The sequence below is a fragment of the Kribbella swartbergensis genome, assembly GCF_054784135.1.
The window spans coordinates 77,857-96,806 of sequence record NZ_BAAGPM010000022.1 but is presented as its reverse complement, the minus strand read 5'-3'; the positions used below and the strand labels follow the sequence as shown (position 1 = coordinate 96,806).

Genomic DNA, 18,950 nt, shown 5'->3' with positions numbered 1-18,950 from the left:
TTACCTGATGCACAACCAGGGTTGTATAGTTCGGCGGTATGGAGTTCGATCCGGCTGACGCCGATCTGTCCCTGGCCTCGTTGTTCACCGGGTGGGCGCTGGCCGACGAGATCCAGCGCCGGCTGGTCGCGGACGGGTTCACCGACACCCGGTTCGCAGACGGGGTGGTGTTCCAGCACCTGGTCGGGGGACCGATGACGATCAGCGCACTGGCCGAGCGGCTCGGCGTCACTCAGCAGGCCGCGTCCAAGTCGGTCGCCGACCTGGAGAAGCGCGGGTACCTCAGCCGCGAACCGGATCCCGCCGATGCCCGGGCCCGCACCGTCGTGCTGACCGAGCGAGGCGCTGGCGTGATCGAGGCGGCGCGGCGGCATCGGGCCGCGCTCGGGTCAGAACTTCGTCAAGCTTTGGGCGCCGATCGGGTCGAGCAGGCGCGGGTGCTGCTGGTCGACGTGATCAACCTGCTGGGCGCCGCCCCGGCCTTGCGAGCCAGGGCGGCGCGTCCACCGCGCTGATCAGGCCTTCGTGAGCCAGTAGGTGAGCTGCAGGTCCTCTTCGGTGCCGGTGGCAACGTCGGCCGACTCGGTCGGGGCCGACTGGCTGAGCTCGACGGCGAGGACCTCGCGGGCGATCTCGTCGGCGTGTTTGCCGAGGGCATCGGTGAGGTCGGCGTCGGTCGACGTCAGCCAGACCTTGATCCGGTCCGACACCTCGAGACCGGCGTTCTTCCGGGCCTCCTGCAGGGTCCGGACCACCTCGCGGGCCAGGCCGGCCTGCTTCAGTTCCGGAGTGACCTCGAGGTCGAGGGCAACAGTCTCGCCCTGCTCGTTGACCACCGACCAGCCCTCGCGCGGCCGCTCGGACAGCAGCACCTCCGACTCGCTGACCTGGACGTCCTCACCGTCGACCACGATCGTCGCCGTACCGGACTCCTTCAGGGCCGCGGCGAGCGCGGCGGCGTCGGCGGCGGCGATCGCGGCCGCGACCACCGGAGTCTGCTTGGCGAACCGCTTGCCGAGCTCGCGGAAGTTTCCCTTGGCGGAGAACTCGACCAGGTCGGCGCCGGCCGAGGACAACGGCTCGACCGAGCCGACGTTCAGCTCATCGGCGATCTCCTGCAGCAGCTCGGCGGACAGGTCCGCGATCGCGGCCGACCCGACCAGTGCCCGCGACAGCGGCTGACGGGTCCGAACCTTCGCCTCCGCGCGGGCCGACCGGCCCAGTTCGACGACACGCCGGGCCATCGACACGTGCTGCGCGAGCGCGTCGTCGATGAGTGTCTCGTCGTACGTCGGGAAGCTCGCGAGGTGAACCGACTCGGGCAGACCAGGGGTGACCGGCCGGAACACGTCCTGCCAGACCCGCTCGGTCACGAACGGCATCAGCGGCGCCATCACCCGGGTGAGTACGTCGAGCGTCTCGTGCAGCGTGGCCAGCGCACCGGGCTCACCGGCCCAGAAGCGCCGGCGCGACCGCCGGACGTACCAGTTCGACAGCACGTCGACGAACGAGTTGATCAGCGCACCGAGCCGCTGGGTGTCGTAGTCGGCGTACGCCTGGTCGGTGTCGCGGACCAGCCGGTGCGTCTCGCTGACCAGCCAGCGGTCCAGCACCGAGCGCTCCGCGACCGGCGGTACGTCGGCCGTCGGCGACCAGTCGGCCAGCCGCGCGTACAGGGCGTGGAAGGCGACCGTGTTCCAGTAGGTGAGCAGCACCTTCCGGACGATCTCGTTGAGCACGTTCGGACCGATGCCGCGCGCCTTCCACGGCGACCCGGAGGCGGCCATGAACCAGCGCACCGCGTCCGCGCTGTGGTCGTCCATCAGCGGGATCGGCTCGAGGATGTTGCCCAGATGCTTGGACATCTTCCGGCCGTCCTCGGCCAGGATGTGGCCGAGGCAGACGACGTTGCGGTACGAAGACTCGTCGAAAACCAGCGTGCCGACGGCCATCAGCGTGTAGAACCAGCCGCGGGTCTGGTCGATCGCCTCGCAGATGTAGTCGGCCGGGTAGGCCTGCTCGAACTTCTCCTTCGACCCGTCGGCCCACGGGTAGCCCCACTGCGCGAACGGCATCGCGCCCGAGTCGTACCAGGCGTCGATGACCTCGGCCACCCGCCGCGACTCCGCGCCGCAGGTCGGGCAGTCGAAGGTGATGTCGTCGACGTACGGCCGGTGCGGGTCGGTGCCGCTCAGGTCGCGTCCGGCCAGCTCACCGAGCTCGGCCAGCGAGCCGACGCACACCTGGTGGTCGCCTTCGCAGCGCCAGATCGGCAGCGGCGTACCCCAGTAGCGGGAGCGGGAGACGGCCCAGTCGATGTTGTTCCGCAGCCAGTCGCCGTACCGGCCCCACTTCACCGAGTCCGGGTACCAGTTGGTCTTCTCGTTCTCCCGGAGCAGGGCGTCCTTCACCTGGGTGGTGCGGATGTACCAGGACGGGAGCGCGTAGTACATGACCGGGGTGTGGCAGCGCCAGCAGTGCGGATACGGGTGCTCGTACGGCACGTGCCGGAAGAGCACACCGCGCTCCTGCAGGTCCTTCACCAGATCCTCGTCGGCCTTCTTGAAGAACTGGCCGCCCACCAGGGGTACGTCGGCCTCGAAGTGACCGTCCGCCTGGATCGGGTTCACCACCGGGAGCCCGTAGGCGCGGCCCACCGCGAGGTCGTCGGCACCGAAGGCGGGGGACTGGTGGACCAGACCGGTGCCGTCCTCGGTGGTGACGTAGTCGGCCAGTACGACGTAGTGCGCCGGCTCGGGGAACTCCACCAGCTCGAACGGCCGCTGGTACGTCCACCGCTCCATCTCGCGACCGCCGTACCGACCGGTCACCGTCCAGCCCTCGCCGAGCGTGCCCAGCAACGGCTCGGCGACGACCAGTGACTCGGTGCCGTCGGTGGCGACGACGTACTGAACGTCGGGGTGCGCGGCGACCGCCGTGTTCGAGACGAGGGTCCAGGGGGTCGTGGTCCAGACCAGCAGCGACGCCTTACCCGCCAGCGGACCGGACGTCAGGGGGAAGCGCACGTACACCGAGGGGTCGATGACGGTCTCGTAGCCCTGCGCGAGCTCGTGGTCGGACAGGCCGGTGCCGCAGCGGGGACAGTACGGCGTGATGCGGTAGTCCTCGACGAGCAGACCCTTGTCGTGGATCTGCTTGAGCGACCACCAGACCGACTGCACGTACTCCGGGTCCATCGTCCGGTACGGGCGCTCCAGGTCGACCCAGTAGCCCATCCGGACGGTCAGTTCGTTGAACGCGTCGACGTGCCGCAGCACCGACTCACGGCACTTGGCGTTGAACTCGGCGATGCCGTACGCCTCGATGTCGTTCTTGCCGTTGAAGCCGAGTTCCTTCTCCACCGCGACCTCGACCGGCAGGCCGTGGCAGTCCCAGCCGGCCTTGCGCTCGACCCGGAAACCCTTCATGGTCCGGTAGCGCGGGAAGACGTCCTTGAAGACGCGCGCCTCGATGTGGTGGGTGCCGGGCATCCCGTTCGCGGTCGGGGGTCCTTCGAAGAAGGTCCACGGCGTGCCGCCGGCCGACTGCTCGAGACTCTTGGCGAAGGTGTCGTGCTCGTCCCAGTGGACCAGCACCTCCCGCTCGAGTGCGGGGAAGTCCACCTGCGCCGGGACCTGCCGCCACGGAGTTGTTGCCATCTCTGTCGTCCTTCGTCGAGCCGTACTGCTGCCGGACGAGGGACGAAGCGCCGGCACATTCGCCGGGCCGCGCGGTACCACCCTCCTTGGTGAGCCGGACCGATCGCGAGTCCCACCCCGCCCGGTCCAGGTCAGCTCACCCACTTCCTTAACGCGTCGCTGCCGGTTCTAATAGGTCCCTGCGGACTGTTCTTCCGGCGGCTCCGGGGTGATGGCCCCATCACTGCCTTGCGGATCGCGGCTGCCAGTGTACGACGGCGTACCGGGCAACTACGAATCGTTAGACGACCGGGGCCGGCCGGGTGGGGCCGTTGAAAAGGAGTGGCCAGGCGGGAATTCAGCCATCACAATTCTCGTGCGGGTCGAGCCAGGCGCCTCCCGGGATGCGGTCGGCGGCCGGTACGACGCTCCGCGGCGACGTTGGTGCGGGCCGCGACCAGCAGGGACAAACTGGTCGCGGTGGAGGGGGAGGAGAAGGATCTTCGGCCGAGATTCGAACACTTGCTCGGCTGAAACCTGGCTGTGACGCGCGGTACATCGAGTGAGATTGAAGAACCGACTACCGTATGTCCACGGTCTGCGCGTCGGACTGGCACGTGACCGACACGTGGCCTAGTGTCTTGCGACCAGTCCGCTTCAGTCTCCGACGAAGGCAGGGGGTAGCTGACCATGGCTACATCGGCTCCCAAGAAGTCCGCCCCCCAACGCACTGCCGCGGCCAAGAAGAGCGCCGCGAAATCCGCTGAGCCGGCCGCGAAGAGCACGAAGACCACGAAGACGGCGAAGGCGGCGAAGGCAGCGACAGCGGCCCGCAAGGCACCGGCGAAGACCTCGCCGGCGAAGAAGACTTCCGCGAAGAAGACGGCGACGACGGCCGGCTCCTCCGCGGCGAAGAAGGCTCCGGCCAAGAAGACCCCTGCCAAGCAAGCTCCGACGAAGAGGGTGGCCATGAAGACGAACGAGAACAGGACACCGGCGACGGCGCCGGCGAAGTCCCCAGCACACAAGGCAGAGACCCTCACGGTGAAGGCCGGCGAGACCCCGTGGACCGCGGCCGAACTGGCCGAGCTCCGCAGCGAGCTCGAAGCCGACGTCGTGCACCTGAAGCAGGAGATCCGGGACGCCGAGCAGGAGATCGTCGGGCTGCTCCGGGACGGCGGTGACGGCGCCGGCAACGACCAGGCCGACGTCGGCTCGACCACGCTGGAGCGGGACCACGAGATGTCGCTGGCGAACAACGCCCGGGACATGCTGGACCAGATCGAGCGGGCGCTGTCGCGGATCGACGACGGCACGTACGGTATCTGTGAGAGCTGCGGCAATGCGATCGGCAAGGGTCGGTTGCAGGCGTTCCCGCGTGCGACACTGTGCGTGTCATGCAAAGAACGCGAAGAACGCCGCTGAGCGACCCCGACACGTCCCACCCGGCGGGTGACACCCCCGCCGAGTCCACGGAACCGGCCGACCCTGCGTCGGCCGGTTCTCCGTCATCCCCCGCCTCCGCCGACGCCGTACCGGCGGACGGCCAGAGCGCGCCTGCCCGGCGGACCTCGTGGAAGTGGATGGTGTTGTTCGGGGTGATCGGTGCGCTGATCCTGGTTCTGGATCAGGTGACGAAGGCGCTGGCGTTGGAGCATCTGACGCCGGGGGAGCCGGTGAACGTGATCGGGAGCTTCCTGAAGTTCAACCTGATCCGGAACTCCGGCGCCGCGTTCAGCCTCGGCTCGGGCTACACGCCGTACATCAGCGCGATCCAGATCATCGTCGCGCTCGGCGTGGTCTACCTGTCGCGGCGGCTCGGGTCGGCCGGGTGGGCGGTGGCGTTCGGCTTGCTGTTCGGCGGTGCGCTCGGGAACATCCTCGACCGGATCTTCCGCGAGCCGGCGCCGTTCCACGGGCATGTGGTCGACTTCCTGCAGACCCCGCACTGGGCGATCTTCAACGTCGCGGACATGGCCGTCACGTCGGCCGCCGCCCTGCTGGTGATCCAGACCCTGCGCGGGGTCAGGCTCGACGGGACGAAAGAACCGAAGCCTGAGCGAGCGCAGCGAGCGAAGAATGGGTAGAGCAGCGTTCTCGGTCACGCCGGAACCGAGCGAAGCGAGGTGAAGGCGTGAGCGGCGACTCGCGGACCGTGATGGTCCCCGACGGCCTGGCCGGCGAGCGCCTCGACGCGGCGCTGTCCCGGCTGTTCGGCGTGTCCCGGACCAAGGCGGCCGAGCTGATCGAGTCCGGTCTGGTCCAGGTCGGCGGCGCCCCGGCGCCCAAGTCGACCCGCGTCGCCGCCGGCGACCTGCTCGACGTCGAGCTGCCGGCGCCGCCGGCCGAGGTCACCGTCGTACCGGAGACCGTCGAGAACCTGCGGATCGTGTACGACGACGACGAGATCATCGTGGTCGACAAACCGGTCGGCGTGGCCGCGCACCCGTCTCCGGGGTGGACCGGCCCGACCGTGATCGGCCACCTGGCCGGCGCGGGGTTCAGCATCTCCACCAGCGGCGCCGCCGAGCGCAAGGGCATCGTGCACCGCCTCGACGTCGGCACGTCCGGACTGATGGTCGTGGCCAAGACGGAGTATGCCTACACCGTGCTGAAACGCGCCTTCAAGGAGCGCACGGTCAAGAAGATCTACCACGCGCTGGTCCAGGGTCACCCGGACCCGTTCACCGGCACCGTCGACGCGCCGATCGACCGGCACCCGCATCACGACTACAAGTTCGGCATCGTCGCCGGCGGCAAGCCGAGTGTGACGCACTACGAGACCCTCGAGGCGTTCCGGTACGCGACCCTGCTCGAGATCACCCTCGAGACCGGCCGCACCCACCAGATCCGGGTCCACATGACCGCGATCGGGCACCCGTGCTGCGGTGACCTGACGTACGGCGCCGATCCGGTGCTGGCCGAGCGTCTGCAGCTCACCCGGCAGTGGCTGCACGCGATGCGGCTCGGCTTCACCCACCCGGGCAGCGGGGAGTACGTCGAGTTCACCTCGGAGTACCCGGACGACCTTGATCACGCTCTGGATCTGCTGGTCGACAGTCAATGAAGCTGTACCTGTCGTCCTTCCGCCTCGGCGACCACCCTGAGCGGCTGGTCGCGCTCCTGCCGCCGGCCGCGCGGGTCGCGGTCGTCTGCAACTCGATCGACGCCGAGGATCCCGCCGTACGACGGGAGAAGGTCGCCGACGAGATCACTTGGCTGACAGAGCTGGGCCTCCAGCCCGAAGAGCTCGACCTGCGGGTCTGCACAGGCGAGGCGCTGCGCACCAGGCTCACGGAGTACGACGGTCTGTGGGTGCGTGGCGGGAACGTGTTCGTGCTCCGAGCCGCACTGGCGAAGAGCGGAGCAGACCGGATCCTGCCCGAGCTGATCCATGCGGAGGAGATCGTGTACGCCGGTTACAGCGCCGGACCGTGCGTCCTCGCACCCAGCCTCCGCGGTCTCGAGCTGTGTGACGACGTCGACGCGGTCGACGGCGAGGTCATCTGGGACGGCCTCGGTCTGCTCGACCACGCGATCGTCCCGCACCTCGACTCACCCGGTCACCCCGAGACGGACCTGGTGGCGACCGTGGCCGAGCTGTACGACCGGACCGGCGTACCGTATCTGCCGATGCGCGACGGTCAGGCGCTCGTCATCGACGGCGACCACCGCGAGCTCGTCTAAAGCTGGTCGGCGAGCCTGACGACGGCCGCGATCACCTCCGGACCGTGGACCAACGCGGCATCGTTGTGGTCTGCTCCGGCAATCTCGACCACGTCCTTCAGCGTCGGCGCCGCCTCGGCCACCGATCGGCTCTGCTCGGGCGGTACGACGGAGTCGTCGCTCCCGTAGACCACGGCGACAGGCGCCTTCACGCGAGCCAGCTGCTCCGCCAGCGGGAACTTGTCGCGGAGCAGCAGCTTGACCGGCAGGAACGGGTAGTGGACCTGTCCGACCGACCCGAGGTCGACGAACGGCGACCGCAGCACCAATCCACCTGGCGGCCGCTCAGCTGCCAGCTCGGTCACCACAGCGGCCCCCAGGCTCTCACCGAAGTACACGATCCGCTCAGCCGGTACGCCGTACTCGACCAGGTAGTCCTGGGCAGCCCGCACGTCCCGGGCCAGCCCTTTCTCACTGGGACTGCCCTCGTTGCCGCCGTACCCGCGGTAGTCGAACAGCAACACGGTCAGCCCTTCGGCAGCCAGCGCCTGCGCCAGCGGAGCCCGGCCGGCCCGGTTGCCGCCGTTGCCGTTGGCGACCAGTACGGCGACGCCACGGTCGCGCTGCTGCGGTCGAACGAGCGACGCCCCCAGCCGGAGACCGTCGCTCGTCTCCAGCACGACCTCCTTGGCGCCCGCCCTGGTCGGCACCGCCGACGAGTCGGGCAGGTAGATCAGCTGCCGCTGGCAGCCCCAGAGCACGGCCAGCAGCAGGAGCACCACGGACCCGGCGATCAGCGCCACGCGCACCATTCCCTCAGTGTGCGCGTGGTCCTGGCTGACCGGATAGCGGGCGGGTTCGGGCCTCCCCGGAGAGCCACTTCGAAAACTGTCCGAGGGCCGGATTAGGCTTCAGCAGTCACCCTCACTCACGCCCTGGGAGGTCTGCGCAGACATGGCGTCCAGCGACAGTTTCGTGCATCTACACGTGCACACCGAGTACTCCATGCTGGACGGCGCCGCGCGGATCGACGAGTTGTTCAAAACCGCCCAGGACATGGGCATGCCGGCCCTCGCGACCACCGACCACGGGTACGTGTTCGGCGCCTACGAGTTCTGGAAGACCGCGAAGAAGTACGACGTCAAGCCGATCATCGGCGTCGAGGCGTACCTGACGCCGCACACCCACCGGTCGGAGCGGAAGCGGATCAAGTGGGGCGACGCGAACTCCGGCCGCGACGACGTCTCCGGCAGCGGTGCCTACACGCACATGACGCTGCTGGCGAAGAACACGTCCGGGATGCACAACCTGTTCAGGATGAGCTCGCTGGCCAGCCTCGAGGGCTATTACTTCAAGCCCCGGATGGACCGCGAGCTGCTGAACACCTACGGCCAGGGCCTGATCGCGACCACCGGCTGCCCGTCCGGCGAGGTGCAGACCCGGCTGCGGCTCGGGCAGTACAAGGAGGCCGTCGAGGCGGCCGCGGAGTTCCGCGACATCTTCGGCAGGGAGAACTTCTACTGCGAGCTGATGGACCACGGCCTCGGCATCGAGCGGGACGTCCAGAAGGACCTGCTCCGGCTGGCCAAGGAGCTCGGCCTGCCGCTGGTCGCCACCAACGACCTGCACTACACCAAGCCCGAGGACGCCACCGCGCACGCCGCGCTGCTGTGCGTCCAGTCCGGTTCGACGCTGTCCGACCCGAACCGGTTCAAGTTCGACGCCGACGAGTTCTACCTGAAGACCGCCGCCGAGATGCGCGAGGTCTGGAAGGAGTTCCCGGAGGCCTGTGACAACACGCTGCTGATCGCCGAGCAGTGCGACGTCAGCTTCACCGAGGGCGAGGGCCGGTTCATGCCGCGGTTCCCCTGCCCGGAGGGTCACAACGAGGAGTCCTGGTTCATCTCCGAGGTCGAGACCGGGCTGCACTTCCGCTACCCGAACGGCATCCCCGACCACGTCCGCAAGCAGGCGGAGTACGAGATCGAGGTCATCGTCTCGAAGGGGTACGCCGGCTACTTCCTGGTCGTCGCGGACTTCATCAACTGGGCCAAGAAGAACGGCATCCGCGTCGGTCCGGGCCGCGGATCCGGCGCCGGTTCGATGTGTGCGTACGCGATGCGAATCACCGACCTGGACCCGCTCCAGCACGGCCTGATCTTCGAGCGCTTCCTGAACCCGGAGCGGATGTCGATGCCCGACTTCGACGTCGACTTCGACGACCGCCGCCGCCCCGAGGTGATCCGCTACGTCACCGAGAAGTACGGCGACGACCGGGTCGCGATGATCGTCACCTACGGCACCATCAAGGCCAAGCAGGCGATCAAGGACGCCGGCCGGGTGCTGGACTACCCGTTCGCGATGGGCGACCGGATCACCAAGGCGATGCCGCCGACGGTGATGGGCAAGGACATCCCGCTGTCCGGCATCTTCGACCCGCAGCACAAGCGGTACTCCGAGGCGACCGAGTTCCGGCAGTTGTACGAGGCCGACGCCGACGTCCGCAAGATCGTGGACACCGCCCGCGGCCTGGAGAACCTGAAGCGCCAGTGGGGTGTGCACGCGGCCGGCGTGATCATGTCCAGCGAGCCGCTGATCGACCTGATCCCGATCATGCGCCGCGAGCAGGACGGCCAGATCATCACCCAGTTCGACTACCCGAGCTGCGAGACGCTCGGCCTGGTCAAGATGGACTTCCTGGGTCTGCGCAACCTGACGATCATGGACGACGCGGTCAAGAACGTCGAGGCCAGCCGCGGGATCAAGCTGGACCTCGACGAGCTGGCCAAGACGCTCGACGACAAGCCGACGTACGAGCTGCTGGCCCGCGGTGACACCCTCGGCGTGTTCCAGTTCGACGGCGGGCCGATGCGGGCGCTGCTGCGGCTGATGAAGCCGGACAACTTCGAGGACATCTCCGCGGTCGGCGCGCTGTACCGCCCCGGCCCGATGGGTGCGAACAGCCACACCAACTACGCGCTGCGCAAGAACGGCCAGCAGGAGGTCAGCTACCTGCACCCGGACCTGGCCGAGGCGCTGGAGCCGATCCTGGGGACGACGTACGGCCTGATCGTCTACCAGGAGCAGGTCATGGCGATCGCCCAGCAGCTGGCCGGCTACACGCTCGGCAAGGCGGATCTGCTCCGCCGCGCGATGGGCAAGAAGAAGCGCGAGGTGCTGGACGCGGAGTACGTCGGCTTCTCCGAGGGGATGAAGGCGAACGGGTTCTCCGAGGAGTCGATCAAGGCCCTGTGGGACGTGCTGGTCCCGTTCTCCGACTACGCGTTCAACAAGGCGCACTCGGCGGCGTACGGGCTGGTGTCGTACTGGACGGCGTACCTGAAGGCGAACTACCCGGCGGAGTACATGGCCGCCGTCCTGACGTCCGTGAAGGACGACAAGGACAAGATGGCCATCTACCTGAACGAGTGCCGCCGGATGGGCATCAAGGTGCTGCCGCCGGACGTGAACGAGTCGGACTCGAACTTCACCCCGGTCGGCACCGACATCCGCTTCGGCCTGTCCGCGATCCGCAACGTCGGGGTGAACGTGGTGGCCGAGATCGTCGCGGCCCGGGAGGAGAAGGGCCGGTTCACCGACTTCGTCGACTTCATCGACAAGGTACCGCTGCCGGTCTGCAACAAGCGGGTGATCGAGTCGCTGGCCAAGGCCGGTTCGTTCGACTCGATGGGACATGCCCGGCGCGCGGTCGTCGCGGTGCACGAGCAGGCCGTCGACGAGGCCATCGATCTGAAGCGGAACGAGGCGCACGGGCAGTTCGACCTGTTCTCTATGGGTGACGACGACGCCGACGAGGGCGAGGGGAACAGCCGGCTCACCGTCACCGTTCCCGAGATCGAGGAGTGGGACAAGGCGACCAAGCTCGCGCACGAGCGCGACATGCTGGGCCTGTACGTCTCCGACCACCCGCTGTTCGGTGTCGAGCACGTGCTCACCAACGGCTCGGACTGCACGATCGGTCAGTTGCTCGCCGACGAGGACCGGCCGGACGGCAGCCAGGTGACCATCGGCGGACTGGTCACCGCGGTGCAGCGGAAGGTGAACAAGCGCGGCGACATCTACGCGATCGTCACCATCGAGGACCTGGAAGGTTCGATCGAGGTGATGATGTTCTCCTCGGCGTACCAGTTGCACGCGCACTTGCTCAGCAACGACGCGATCGTCCTGGTGAAGGGCCGGCTGCGCCGCCGCGAGGACTGGGTCGAGCTGAGCGGCTCCGAGGTGATCGTGCCCGACCTGACCGAGGGCCCGAGCGGACCGGTCGTGATCACGATGGCGGTCAACCGGTGCACGCCGCCGGTCGTCGAGCAGCTCCGTGACGTCCTGCAGGCGCATCCAGGCATGACGGAGGTGCAGCTCCGGTTGCAGGCCCGGCAGAAGACAACCGTGATGCGAATCGGCGACCGCTTCCGCGTAACCCCGACCTCGGCCCTGATGGCCGACCTCAAGGCCCTCCTCGGCCCCTCCTGCCTCGCCAGCTGACGGCCGGATCTGGGGCGGGGCGGCCGATTGGGTGGCGGTGGATTGGGTGCGGCACACTGTCGAGGTGACGCAACCGCAGTCTGCTCAGCCTTATCCGTACGCGCCCCCGCCCTCGGGGGTTCCTTTTGGTACGCCGCCACCGCCGGAGCCGGCGATGCCGTGGGCGAAGGCGATCGCGGTGACCACGGTCGTGTTCCTGGTCGCCGGGGTGCTGGCCGGGTGGGCGTGGCAGCAGTTCTCGCCGCTGGCGCAGTACACCGTGGACGAGAACGGTGGCGCGCTGGGTGAGGAGCAGATGACCCGGGTATTCGGACCGGACGGCACGTTCACGGCGATCGGGTTCGTCACCGCGCTGGTGCTCGGCGGTGCGCTGTTCTGGTGGCTGCGGAACTACGGTCCGTGGTCGGTCGCGATCGTCGCCGTCGGTGCAGTGCTCGGCGCGGGTGTCGCGTGGGGCGTGGGCATGCTGCTGGGTCACGACCCGCTGCAGCCGCGCCTGCAGGCGGCCAAGCCGGGTGACCTGGTCGCGGCGCCGCTCGAGCTGCACACGTGGACCCCCGCCGCGGCGTGGTTGGTCGGTGCGGCGCTGGCGGCCGCCATCATCGCCGCCGCCACTTGGCGCGCCGAACCGGTTGCAACCACATCGCAACCTGGTACGTCAGAGTCCTCGCATCAGGTGCACTAGCCTGTCCGAGCCGGTGGGTGAGGCCACCGGGCCACGCGAGGGAGCATATGGACCAGAACACTCCGCCCAACCCGCAGTTTCCGGGTGCCGGCGGTCCGCAGCAGAACCCGAACCCGTACGGCGCTCAGCCGGGTGCACAGCGTCCGCCGATGAGTGCCCAGGGCAACCAGCAGGGCCAGTGGCCGCAGCAGGGCTCGGCGGGCCACCCGCAGCAGGGCCGTCCTGGTCCGGTGCCTCCGGGGCAGCCGCAGTACGGCCAGCCTGGTCAGTCCCCGTACAGCCAGCCCGGTCAGCCCCAGTACGGCCAGCCTGGTCAGCCGCAGTACGGTCAGCCGGGACCGCAGCAGCCGGGTCAGCCTGGCCAGCAGTACGGTCAGCCGGGTGCTCCGTCGTACGGTCAGCCCGGTGCGGCGCCGTACGGGCAGGTTGGTGGACAGACGTCGTACGAGCAGCTGCAGGTCGGCGGGCAGCCGCCGCAGGGTCCTGGTTACGGACCGGGTCAGCACCAGTGGCAGCCGGAGCCGAAGAAGAAGCGCGGCAAGCTGGTCCCGCTGATCGCGGCGCTGGTCATGGCGCTGGTCGTCGCCGGCGGCGGCATCTTTGCCTACGGCAAGCTGAACGGCGGCAAGCAGCCGGCCGCGGTGCTGCCGGGCAACGCGGTCGCCTACGCCCGCGTCGACCTGAACCCGTCCGCCGGCCAGAAGGTCGCCGCGATCCGGTTCCTGCTGAAGTTCCCCTCGGTGAAGGAGAACCTCGGCCTCACCGGTGAGAACGACGACCTGCGGCAGAAGCTGTTCGAGAGCATCAAGAAGTACGCCGGTAACGACCTGGCCGACGTGGACTACGAGAAGGACGTCAAGCCGTGGCTCGGCGAACGGGCCGGCCTGGCCGCGCTGCCGGCCGCCGACGGCAAGGACGAGCCGACCGTGGTGGTCGCCATCGAGGTGAAGAACGAGGACGAGGCCGCCAAGGGCCTGGACAAGCTGATGGCCAAGGAGGACAAGAAGCCCGGCCGCGCATTCAGCAACGGGTACGTGCTGCTCGCCGACGACCAGGCGATCGTCGACCAGGCCGTTGCCACCAGCAAGGACAACCCGCTGGAGAAGAACGCCAAGTTCAGCGCCGACATGGACGCCCTCGGCGAGCAGGGCTTCGCCTCGGTCTGGGCCGACATGAAGGGCATCGCCGACATCTCGGGCAAGGTGCAGTCGGAGCAGTTGGCCGGTATCTCGGACGCGACCATGGCGGCGGCGTTGCGGTTCGACGCGTCGTACGTCGAGCTGAAGGGCATCGCCCGCGGTGACCAGAGCGTCAGGGTCGACGGTGCCGACGCCGGTGAGCTGATCGGGCAACTGCCCGACACGACGGCCGGCGCGATCGCCGTCTCCGGCGGCGAGAACCTGGTCGACACGCTGTGGAAGCAGGTCGAGAAGGCCTCGAACGGCAACCTCGAGGAGCTGACCAAGGAGTTCACCGAGGAGACCGGCCTCAGCCTGCCCGACGACCTGAAGAGCCTGATGGGCAAGAACCTGGCCGTCGCGATCGACAAGGACGCCGCGAACGGCCCGAAGATCGCGGCCCGGATGGAGACCGACCCGGCCAAGGCCGAGCCGGTGGTGCAGAAGCTGACCACGCTGCTGCGCAGCAAGGCCGAGGCCAACATCCCGATCGAGACCGCCAAGGACGACGACTCGCTGGTGGTCGCCACCGACCAGTCGTACGCCGACCAGGTCCTCCAGGGCGGCAACCTCGGCGGCACCGAGAACTTCAAGCAGGCTCTGCCCGACACGAAGGGCGCGCTGACGATCGGCTACCTCGACTTCGAGGCGGCCGGATCGCTGAGCAAGCGGTTCAGCTCCGACAAGGACCTGGCCGCCCTCCGCTCCGGCGGCTACGTCGCCCGCTCCACCGGCGAAGGCGAGGCCGCCTTCAGCCTCCGCGTCGTCGCGAAGTAACCCCCGCCAGAAAACCCCGAACAGCGTCGGTGTAGCTGTCCGGGGTTTCTCTGTGGATCCAGTGGCCGGCGTCGAGCGTGACGAGGTCGGTGTTGGGGCGGCGGGTGGTCATGGTTTCGGCCAGGGCCTGGCTGAGGAGGAAGCTCTTGGTTGCTCGTAGCAACAGAATGGGGTGGTCGGAGGCCGTCCAGTCGGACCACCAGTTGCCGGCGTTGGTTCGCTGGACCTCCATCATTTCGGCGGGGTCGAACAGCAGTTCCCAGGCCCCGTTGCGCTCGACGACGCTCTCCAGGAAGTAGTCGGGTGCCGGGGTTGCGCCGAAGAAGGCGGCTGCTTCGTCGCGGTTCGCGAATCGGCGCGGCCAGCCGGTGACGTCCAGGACCGGCTGATCGACCTCGGTCTCATCGGTGACCGCGCCGACGTCCTCGATGACCATGGCGCGGACCAGGTCGGGGCGCCGGGCGGCCAGCCGGTACGTCGTGACGCCGCCGAGCGAGTGCCCGATCATCAGGGCGGGGGCGAGGTCGAGCGCTTCGATGAAGGCGGCCAGATCGGTGACGAAGTCGAAGGGGCCGCCGTGGTCCGAGCCGCCGTGGCCGCGGAGGTCGGGCGCGATCACCCGGTACTCGGGTGCCAGCCGGCCGGCGATGGCGTCGAACGTCGTACCGCGGCCGAAGGTGCCATGCACGGCGACGATCGGCGCACCGGGTCCGCCGGCGTCCTCGTAACCGAACCGGCTGTTGTTGAGGGCAATCATTGGCATGGTCGTCAGGATCGCGGACGGGCCGCCGGCCTGGGTACACCTGTCAGAGACAGGCTGACCGCGACGACGACTGCGGCGAGACCCACGCTGAGACGAAAGCCGGCGTTCGTGGTGAGCAGTGCCCCGAAGATCGCGGGTGCCGCGCCGCTGCCGAACTGACGTGATGCGTTGAGCAGGCCGGCGCCCAGTCCGCTGCGATCGGGTGGTACGCCGTTGAGCATCATCGTGGTCGCGGCGGGTGCGACGAGTCCTGCGCCGGCCCCGATCGGCAGAAGCCAGGCGATCACCTGCCAGAGGGGCATGTCGGGGCCGGCGATCGCCAGACCGATCAGGCCCGCGATCATCAGGACCTGACCCAGCAGCAGAGGTGGCGGCGTCAGCTGCCCGGCGACCAGGTTGGCCGGGATGATCAGCAGCGTCATCGGGACGAAGACGAGGCCGGTGGTCCAGGCGGATCGGCCGTGCTCCAGTTGCAGCATCAGCGTGACGACGAAGATCACGCCGTACGACGCGAAGTTCAGGGCGAAGCCGGTCACTGAACTGACCACGACCGGCGACGAGCGGAGCCGTCCGCCAGGCCGTTTGCGGGGCTGCGGCGGAGTGCGGGGGAGCCTGGTGAACAGGGTGAGCAACGCGACCGGGACGTTGAGCCAGAAGGTGCCTTGCCAGCCGAGCAGCGTGGTGACCGCTCCGCCGAGCGGAGAACCGAGGACGAGGGCGATCGCGCCTGCGGCTGCCCAGCGGCCGACCGCGCGGGCGCGGTCGGCCGGGTCGGGCATTGCGGCGTTGAGCATCGACAGGCTGGACGGGAGGACGGTGGCGGCTGCGGCACCTTGGATCGCCCGGGCGGTGAGCAGTACGGCGAGGTCGCCGGCGACTGCGCAGATCGCGGAGCTCGCGGCGAAGACGGTGATGCCGGCGGTGAATGTCCGGCGGGCGCCGACGTGGTCGGACCAGGCTCCGGCGGGGAGGAGGCAAACGGCGAATACGAGGGAGTAGCCGGTGAGGACCCAGGCGAGAAGTGGTCCGGTGCCGAGGTCCCGGCCGATCGCGGGCAGGGCGGTCGTGACCATCGAGGCGTTCAGGGTGATGAGGAAAAACGACAGTGCAGCTGAGAACACACCGACTACCGTGGTGCACGGAGATGGTTGCCAGGTACACCTGTCAGGGACAGTCAGGAGGGTCGAGCGGATGGCGCGGCGCAGTTTGCGGCAGCGCGAGTTCGGTGCGTTCCTCCGCGAGCGTCGCGGTCGGCTGACTCCGGCGGCGGTGGGTCTCGTCGAAGGTCCGCCACGCCGTACGCCGGGTCTTCGCCGCGAGGAGGTCGCGAATCTGGCGGGCCTGTCCGTCGGCTACTACACCCGCCTCGAACAAGGCCACGCCCGGTCAGCCCTCCGACAGCGTCCTCGACGCCCTGATCCGCACCCTCCACCTCACCCCCGACGAGGCCCGCCACCTCAAAGCCCTCGCCAGCACCCCACCCCCACCCGGCAACCCCACCTGGACGGGCATCGCAACAACGTCGGGGACCGGTGGGCTGGCGGGGAGCCCGGCGGCGGGGAGCCGAGCGTCGGGGACCGGTGGGGCGGCGGGGAGCTCTGCGGTGGGGAGCCGCGCACCGTCGGGGACCGGTGGGTTGGCGGGGAGTCCGGCGGCGGGGAGCCGAGCGTCGTCGCGGACCGGTGGGCTGGTGGGGAGCCCGGCGGCGGGGAGCCAAGTACCAGTGGGGAGCGGAGCGTCGTCGGGGAGCGGAGGGCTGGCGGGGAGCTCTGCGGCGGACGGGAGTCGAGCGTCCGCCGGTAGTTCGAGGCTGGGTGGTGATAGAGGGAGCCGTGCGGCGGTTGGCGTGCGGGGGTGGGCAGGCGGCGCGGTAGCGGAGGAGTTGCCGGCGGAGCAGGTGTCGCGCTCGGCGCTGCGGATGATCAGCCTCCTCGCGCCGCCGACGGCGGCAGTCGTGCTCGGCCGCACCGGCGACGTCCTCGCTTGGAACGAAGCAGCCAGCCTGCTGTTCCCAGGCCGCCTTCCCGACCACCCCACCCCCGGCCCACCATCCCCGGCCGAGCAGCCCTCCACGCCGAGCTCGGCCGAGCAGCCCTCGACAGGGGCCTCGGCTGGGCGGTCCTCCGCGTCGGCCTCGGCCGAGCCACCTTCCTCGCCGACCTCGGCTGGGAAGCGGGTGGGGCGGGCAAATAACGCGTGGTATGTGTTTTGTGATTCGCGGGCGCGGGAGTTGTTTGTTGACTGGGATGCGGTGGCTGACGAGACGGTTGCGCATCTGCGGTCGGCTGCGGGGCACCTTGTCGACGATCCGGCGTACCGGGCGCTCGTCGACGACCTGCTGGAGGCGAGTCCGGAGTTCGCCGAGCGGTGGGAGCGGCGCGACGTCCGGCGGCACGTGTCGGGGGAGAAGCACTTCAACCACCCGACGCTGGGCCGGATCACGGTGGACTACGAGGTGGTCGCGGTGCTCGACGCGCCCGATCAGTACCTCGTCGTCTACGGATTGGAGAATTCACAGCTCGGCGATGTCGAAATCGGCAGGGCTGTCTCTACCTCTCAGTGAAAGCACCCACTCCACGGAGGTAGAGATGAATCACTTCACCGGCATTCGGACCATTGGCGTACCGGTCGGCGACCAGGACCGCGCGGTCGCGTTCTACACCGAGACGCTGGGATTCGAGCTGTTGATGGACGCCCCGCTGCCGCAACTCGGCGGTCGGTGGATCGTGGTCGCCCCGCCCGGCGCCCCGACCAGCCTCGCGCTCACACCCAGGACGAATAAGGACCCGGTCGACACCGGTGTGCGTCTGGTCACCCCCGACGCCGCCGCAGCCCGTCAGCACCTGCAAGAGCAGGGCGTCGACACCGGCGAGCTGATCAGCTGGCCGGGCGTCCCGCCGATGTTCACCTTCCGCGATCAGGACGGCAACACGCTGTACGCCGGACAGGACTGATCACTCGGGGAACGGCACCCCGGTGAGCGAGCCGCAGACCTCGAGGAACGCTTCCTGCACCTCGGGGTCCGAGGCCGCCGGATGGATCGCGTGCGGGCGGAGGTGGTAGTAGTACCCGCCGCTGGCCACAGCAGCGGCCGGGGCCGTGGCGAGCCAGACCTGGGTGAGGTGCGCCTGGTTGATGTCGCCTGGCGCACCTCGGCCGCCCATCTTCGTCGGCACCCAGCCGGGGTCGACGGCGTTCGACAGTACGCCGGGCCAGCGGCGGGCGACTGCGAACGCGAGGATCACGTCGTGCAGTTTCGAGTCGGAGTACGCCCGCGACCCGCTCCACCGCCGTCGTACCCACTGCAGGTCGTCCAGTACGACGTCGCCGCTATCGTGCATGCCGGAGCTCAGATAGACCAACCGCTCCGGCCGCTCGATCAAGGCGGTCAGCAGGTACGGCGCCAGCGAGTTGACCGCGAACACATGCTCCAGCCCGTCGGCGGTCTCGATCCGCGGCTCCTGGTACCCGACCGCCGCGTTGTGGACGACGACGTCGAACCGGCCGGATTCGTTCGCCTGCTGAGCCACGTCGCGGGTCTCGGCGATGCTGGAGAGATCACCGATCACCACACCCGAGGCTTTCGGCAGCGCTGCCATCGCGTCGACGCCGCGCCTCTCGTTACGCGCGTGCAGCACCACTTCATGCCCTCGACCGATCAACTCCCGAGCCACCATCTGACCGAGACCGTCCGCGGACCCGGTCACCAAAACACGCGCCATGGCTCCACTCTGCCAGGC

Annotated in this window: 16 protein-coding genes; 11 read left to right on the top strand and 5 right to left on the bottom strand. The window is 68.9% G+C overall.

The genetic code is table 11. From position 1 onward, the window contains the following. Positions 1-38: 38 nt before the first annotated feature. Positions 39-515, top strand: coding sequence for a MarR family winged helix-turn-helix transcriptional regulator (locus tag ACYVOK_RS19090; RefSeq protein WP_460663813.1), 477 nt, complete (start codon positions 39-41; stop codon positions 513-515). Here ACYVOK_RS19090 and ileS read toward each other — a convergent pair whose 3' ends face one another. After that, entirely contained in the window at positions 516-3,659 is a 3,144-nt protein-coding gene (gene ileS / locus ACYVOK_RS19085; protein WP_460663812.1) for an isoleucine--tRNA ligase, read from the bottom strand. 669 nt (positions 3,660-4,328) lie between these two features. Between ileS and ACYVOK_RS19080 the strand changes: the two genes are divergently transcribed. The 4 genes from ACYVOK_RS19080 to ACYVOK_RS19065 all read left to right on the top strand — a co-directional run bounded on the left by ACYVOK_RS19080 (position 4,329) and on the right by ACYVOK_RS19065 (position 7,325). After that, positions 4,329-5,063 (top strand): TraR/DksA family transcriptional regulator, encoded by a 735-nt coding sequence (locus ACYVOK_RS19080; protein ID WP_460663811.1) that lies wholly within the window; start codon positions 4,329-4,331, stop codon positions 5,061-5,063. After that, positions 5,036-5,725 (top strand): signal peptidase II, encoded by a 690-nt coding sequence (lspA, locus tag ACYVOK_RS19075; protein WP_460663810.1) that lies wholly within the window; start codon positions 5,036-5,038, stop codon positions 5,723-5,725. Before ACYVOK_RS19080 ends, lspA begins: the two co-directional genes overlap by 28 nt. Positions 5,726-5,796: 71 nt before the next feature. Beyond that, on the top strand, positions 5,797-6,705 hold the full coding sequence (locus ACYVOK_RS19070) for an RluA family pseudouridine synthase (protein ID WP_460664509.1): 909 nt from the start codon (positions 5,797-5,799) through the stop codon (positions 6,703-6,705). Continuing rightward, positions 6,702-7,325 carry a Type 1 glutamine amidotransferase-like domain-containing protein gene (locus ACYVOK_RS19065; RefSeq protein ID WP_460663809.1) on the top strand — a complete coding sequence of 208 codons (624 nt, stop codon included), beginning with the start codon at positions 6,702-6,704 and terminating at the stop codon, positions 7,323-7,325. The genes ACYVOK_RS19070 and ACYVOK_RS19065 overlap by 4 nt, the downstream gene beginning before the upstream one ends. On the opposite strand, the gene ACYVOK_RS19060 is transcribed toward ACYVOK_RS19065, so the two are convergent. Continuing rightward, positions 7,322-8,116: an alpha/beta hydrolase gene (locus ACYVOK_RS19060; RefSeq protein ID WP_460663808.1), complete on the bottom strand. Its 795-nt coding sequence runs from the start codon at positions 8,114-8,116 to the stop codon at positions 7,322-7,324. The genes ACYVOK_RS19065 and ACYVOK_RS19060 overlap by 4 nt on opposite strands. Before the next feature lie 142 nt (positions 8,117-8,258). Between ACYVOK_RS19060 and dnaE the strand changes: the two genes are divergently transcribed. The 3 genes from dnaE to ACYVOK_RS19045 all read left to right on the top strand — a co-directional run bounded on the left by dnaE (position 8,259) and on the right by ACYVOK_RS19045 (position 14,447). Next, positions 8,259-11,807, top strand: a complete 3,549-nt coding sequence (dnaE, locus tag ACYVOK_RS19055) for a DNA polymerase III subunit alpha (RefSeq protein ID WP_460663807.1) — start codon at positions 8,259-8,261, stop codon at positions 11,805-11,807. 64 nt (positions 11,808-11,871) lie between these two features. Beyond that, the gene (locus ACYVOK_RS19050) at positions 11,872-12,492 is read left to right on the top strand and encodes a hypothetical protein (RefSeq protein WP_460663806.1); all 621 of its coding nucleotides are present in this window, start codon (positions 11,872-11,874) and stop codon (positions 12,490-12,492) included. Between the two features lie 47 nt (positions 12,493-12,539). Beyond that, positions 12,540-14,447 (top strand): DUF3352 domain-containing protein, encoded by a 1,908-nt coding sequence (locus ACYVOK_RS19045; RefSeq protein WP_460663805.1) that lies wholly within the window; start codon positions 12,540-12,542, stop codon positions 14,445-14,447. Here the strand turns inward: ACYVOK_RS19045 and ACYVOK_RS19040 are convergent. Together ACYVOK_RS19040 and ACYVOK_RS19035 are read right to left on the bottom strand one after the other, a co-directional pair. Next, a complete protein-coding gene (locus ACYVOK_RS19040) occupies positions 14,422-15,210 on the bottom strand; it encodes an alpha/beta fold hydrolase (RefSeq protein ID WP_460663804.1) in 789 nt (262 codons plus the stop codon). The genes ACYVOK_RS19045 and ACYVOK_RS19040 overlap by 26 nt on opposite strands. Positions 15,211-15,215: 5 nt before the next feature. Then, positions 15,216-16,331 carry an MFS transporter gene (locus ACYVOK_RS19035; protein ID WP_460663803.1) on the bottom strand — a complete coding sequence of 372 codons (1,116 nt, stop codon included), beginning with the start codon at positions 16,329-16,331 and terminating at the stop codon, positions 15,216-15,218. Here ACYVOK_RS19035 and ACYVOK_RS19030 point away from each other — a divergent pair. The 3 genes from ACYVOK_RS19030 to ACYVOK_RS19020 all read left to right on the top strand — a co-directional run bounded on the left by ACYVOK_RS19030 (position 16,300) and on the right by ACYVOK_RS19020 (position 18,164). Next, positions 16,300-17,013, top strand: a complete 714-nt coding sequence (locus tag ACYVOK_RS19030) for a helix-turn-helix domain-containing protein (RefSeq protein WP_460663802.1) — start codon at positions 16,300-16,302, stop codon at positions 17,011-17,013. The genes ACYVOK_RS19035 and ACYVOK_RS19030 overlap by 32 nt on opposite strands. Before the next feature lie 79 nt (positions 17,014-17,092). After that, on the top strand, positions 17,093-17,773 hold the full coding sequence (locus ACYVOK_RS19025) for an MmyB family transcriptional regulator (protein WP_460663801.1): 681 nt from the start codon (positions 17,093-17,095) through the stop codon (positions 17,771-17,773). 25 nt (positions 17,774-17,798) lie between these two features. Then, complete coding sequence (locus tag ACYVOK_RS19020; protein ID WP_460663800.1) at positions 17,799-18,164, top strand: VOC family protein; 366 nt, start codon at positions 17,799-17,801, stop codon at positions 18,162-18,164. On the opposite strand, the gene ACYVOK_RS19015 is transcribed toward ACYVOK_RS19020, so the two are convergent. Next, entirely contained in the window at positions 18,165-18,932 is a 768-nt protein-coding gene (locus ACYVOK_RS19015; protein WP_460663799.1) for an SDR family NAD(P)-dependent oxidoreductase, read from the bottom strand. It lies immediately after the preceding gene. Between the last annotated feature and the right edge of the window lie 18 nt (positions 18,933-18,950).

Bases quoted from the DNA above. Each gene is read 5' to 3' on its own strand.
- ACYVOK_RS19090 (WP_460663813.1), top strand. From the start codon at position 39: ATGGAGTTCGATCCGGCTGACGCCGATCTGTCCCTGGCCTCGTTGTTC.
- ileS (WP_460663812.1), bottom strand. From the start codon at position 3,659: ATGGCAACAACTCCGTGGCGGCAGGTCCCGGCGCAGGTGGACTTCCCC.
- ACYVOK_RS19080 (WP_460663811.1), top strand. From the start codon at position 4,329: ATGGCTACATCGGCTCCCAAGAAGTCCGCCCCCCAACGCACTGCCGCG.
- lspA (WP_460663810.1), top strand. From the start codon at position 5,036: ATGCAAAGAACGCGAAGAACGCCGCTGAGCGACCCCGACACGTCCCAC.
- ACYVOK_RS19070 (WP_460664509.1), top strand. From the start codon at position 5,797: ATGGTCCCCGACGGCCTGGCCGGCGAGCGCCTCGACGCGGCGCTGTCC.
- ACYVOK_RS19065 (WP_460663809.1), top strand. From the start codon at position 6,702: ATGAAGCTGTACCTGTCGTCCTTCCGCCTCGGCGACCACCCTGAGCGG.
- ACYVOK_RS19060 (WP_460663808.1), bottom strand. From the start codon at position 8,116: ATGGTGCGCGTGGCGCTGATCGCCGGGTCCGTGGTGCTCCTGCTGCTG.
- dnaE (WP_460663807.1), top strand. From the start codon at position 8,259: ATGGCGTCCAGCGACAGTTTCGTGCATCTACACGTGCACACCGAGTAC.
- ACYVOK_RS19045 (WP_460663805.1), top strand. From the start codon at position 12,540: ATGGACCAGAACACTCCGCCCAACCCGCAGTTTCCGGGTGCCGGCGGT.
- ACYVOK_RS19040 (WP_460663804.1), bottom strand. From the start codon at position 15,210: ATGCCAATGATTGCCCTCAACAACAGCCGGTTCGGTTACGAGGACGCC.
- ACYVOK_RS19030 (WP_460663802.1), top strand. From the start codon at position 16,300: ATGAGGAAAAACGACAGTGCAGCTGAGAACACACCGACTACCGTGGTG.
- ACYVOK_RS19020 (WP_460663800.1), top strand. From the start codon at position 17,799: ATGAATCACTTCACCGGCATTCGGACCATTGGCGTACCGGTCGGCGAC.
- ACYVOK_RS19015 (WP_460663799.1), bottom strand. From the start codon at position 18,932: ATGGCGCGTGTTTTGGTGACCGGGTCCGCGGACGGTCTCGGTCAGATG.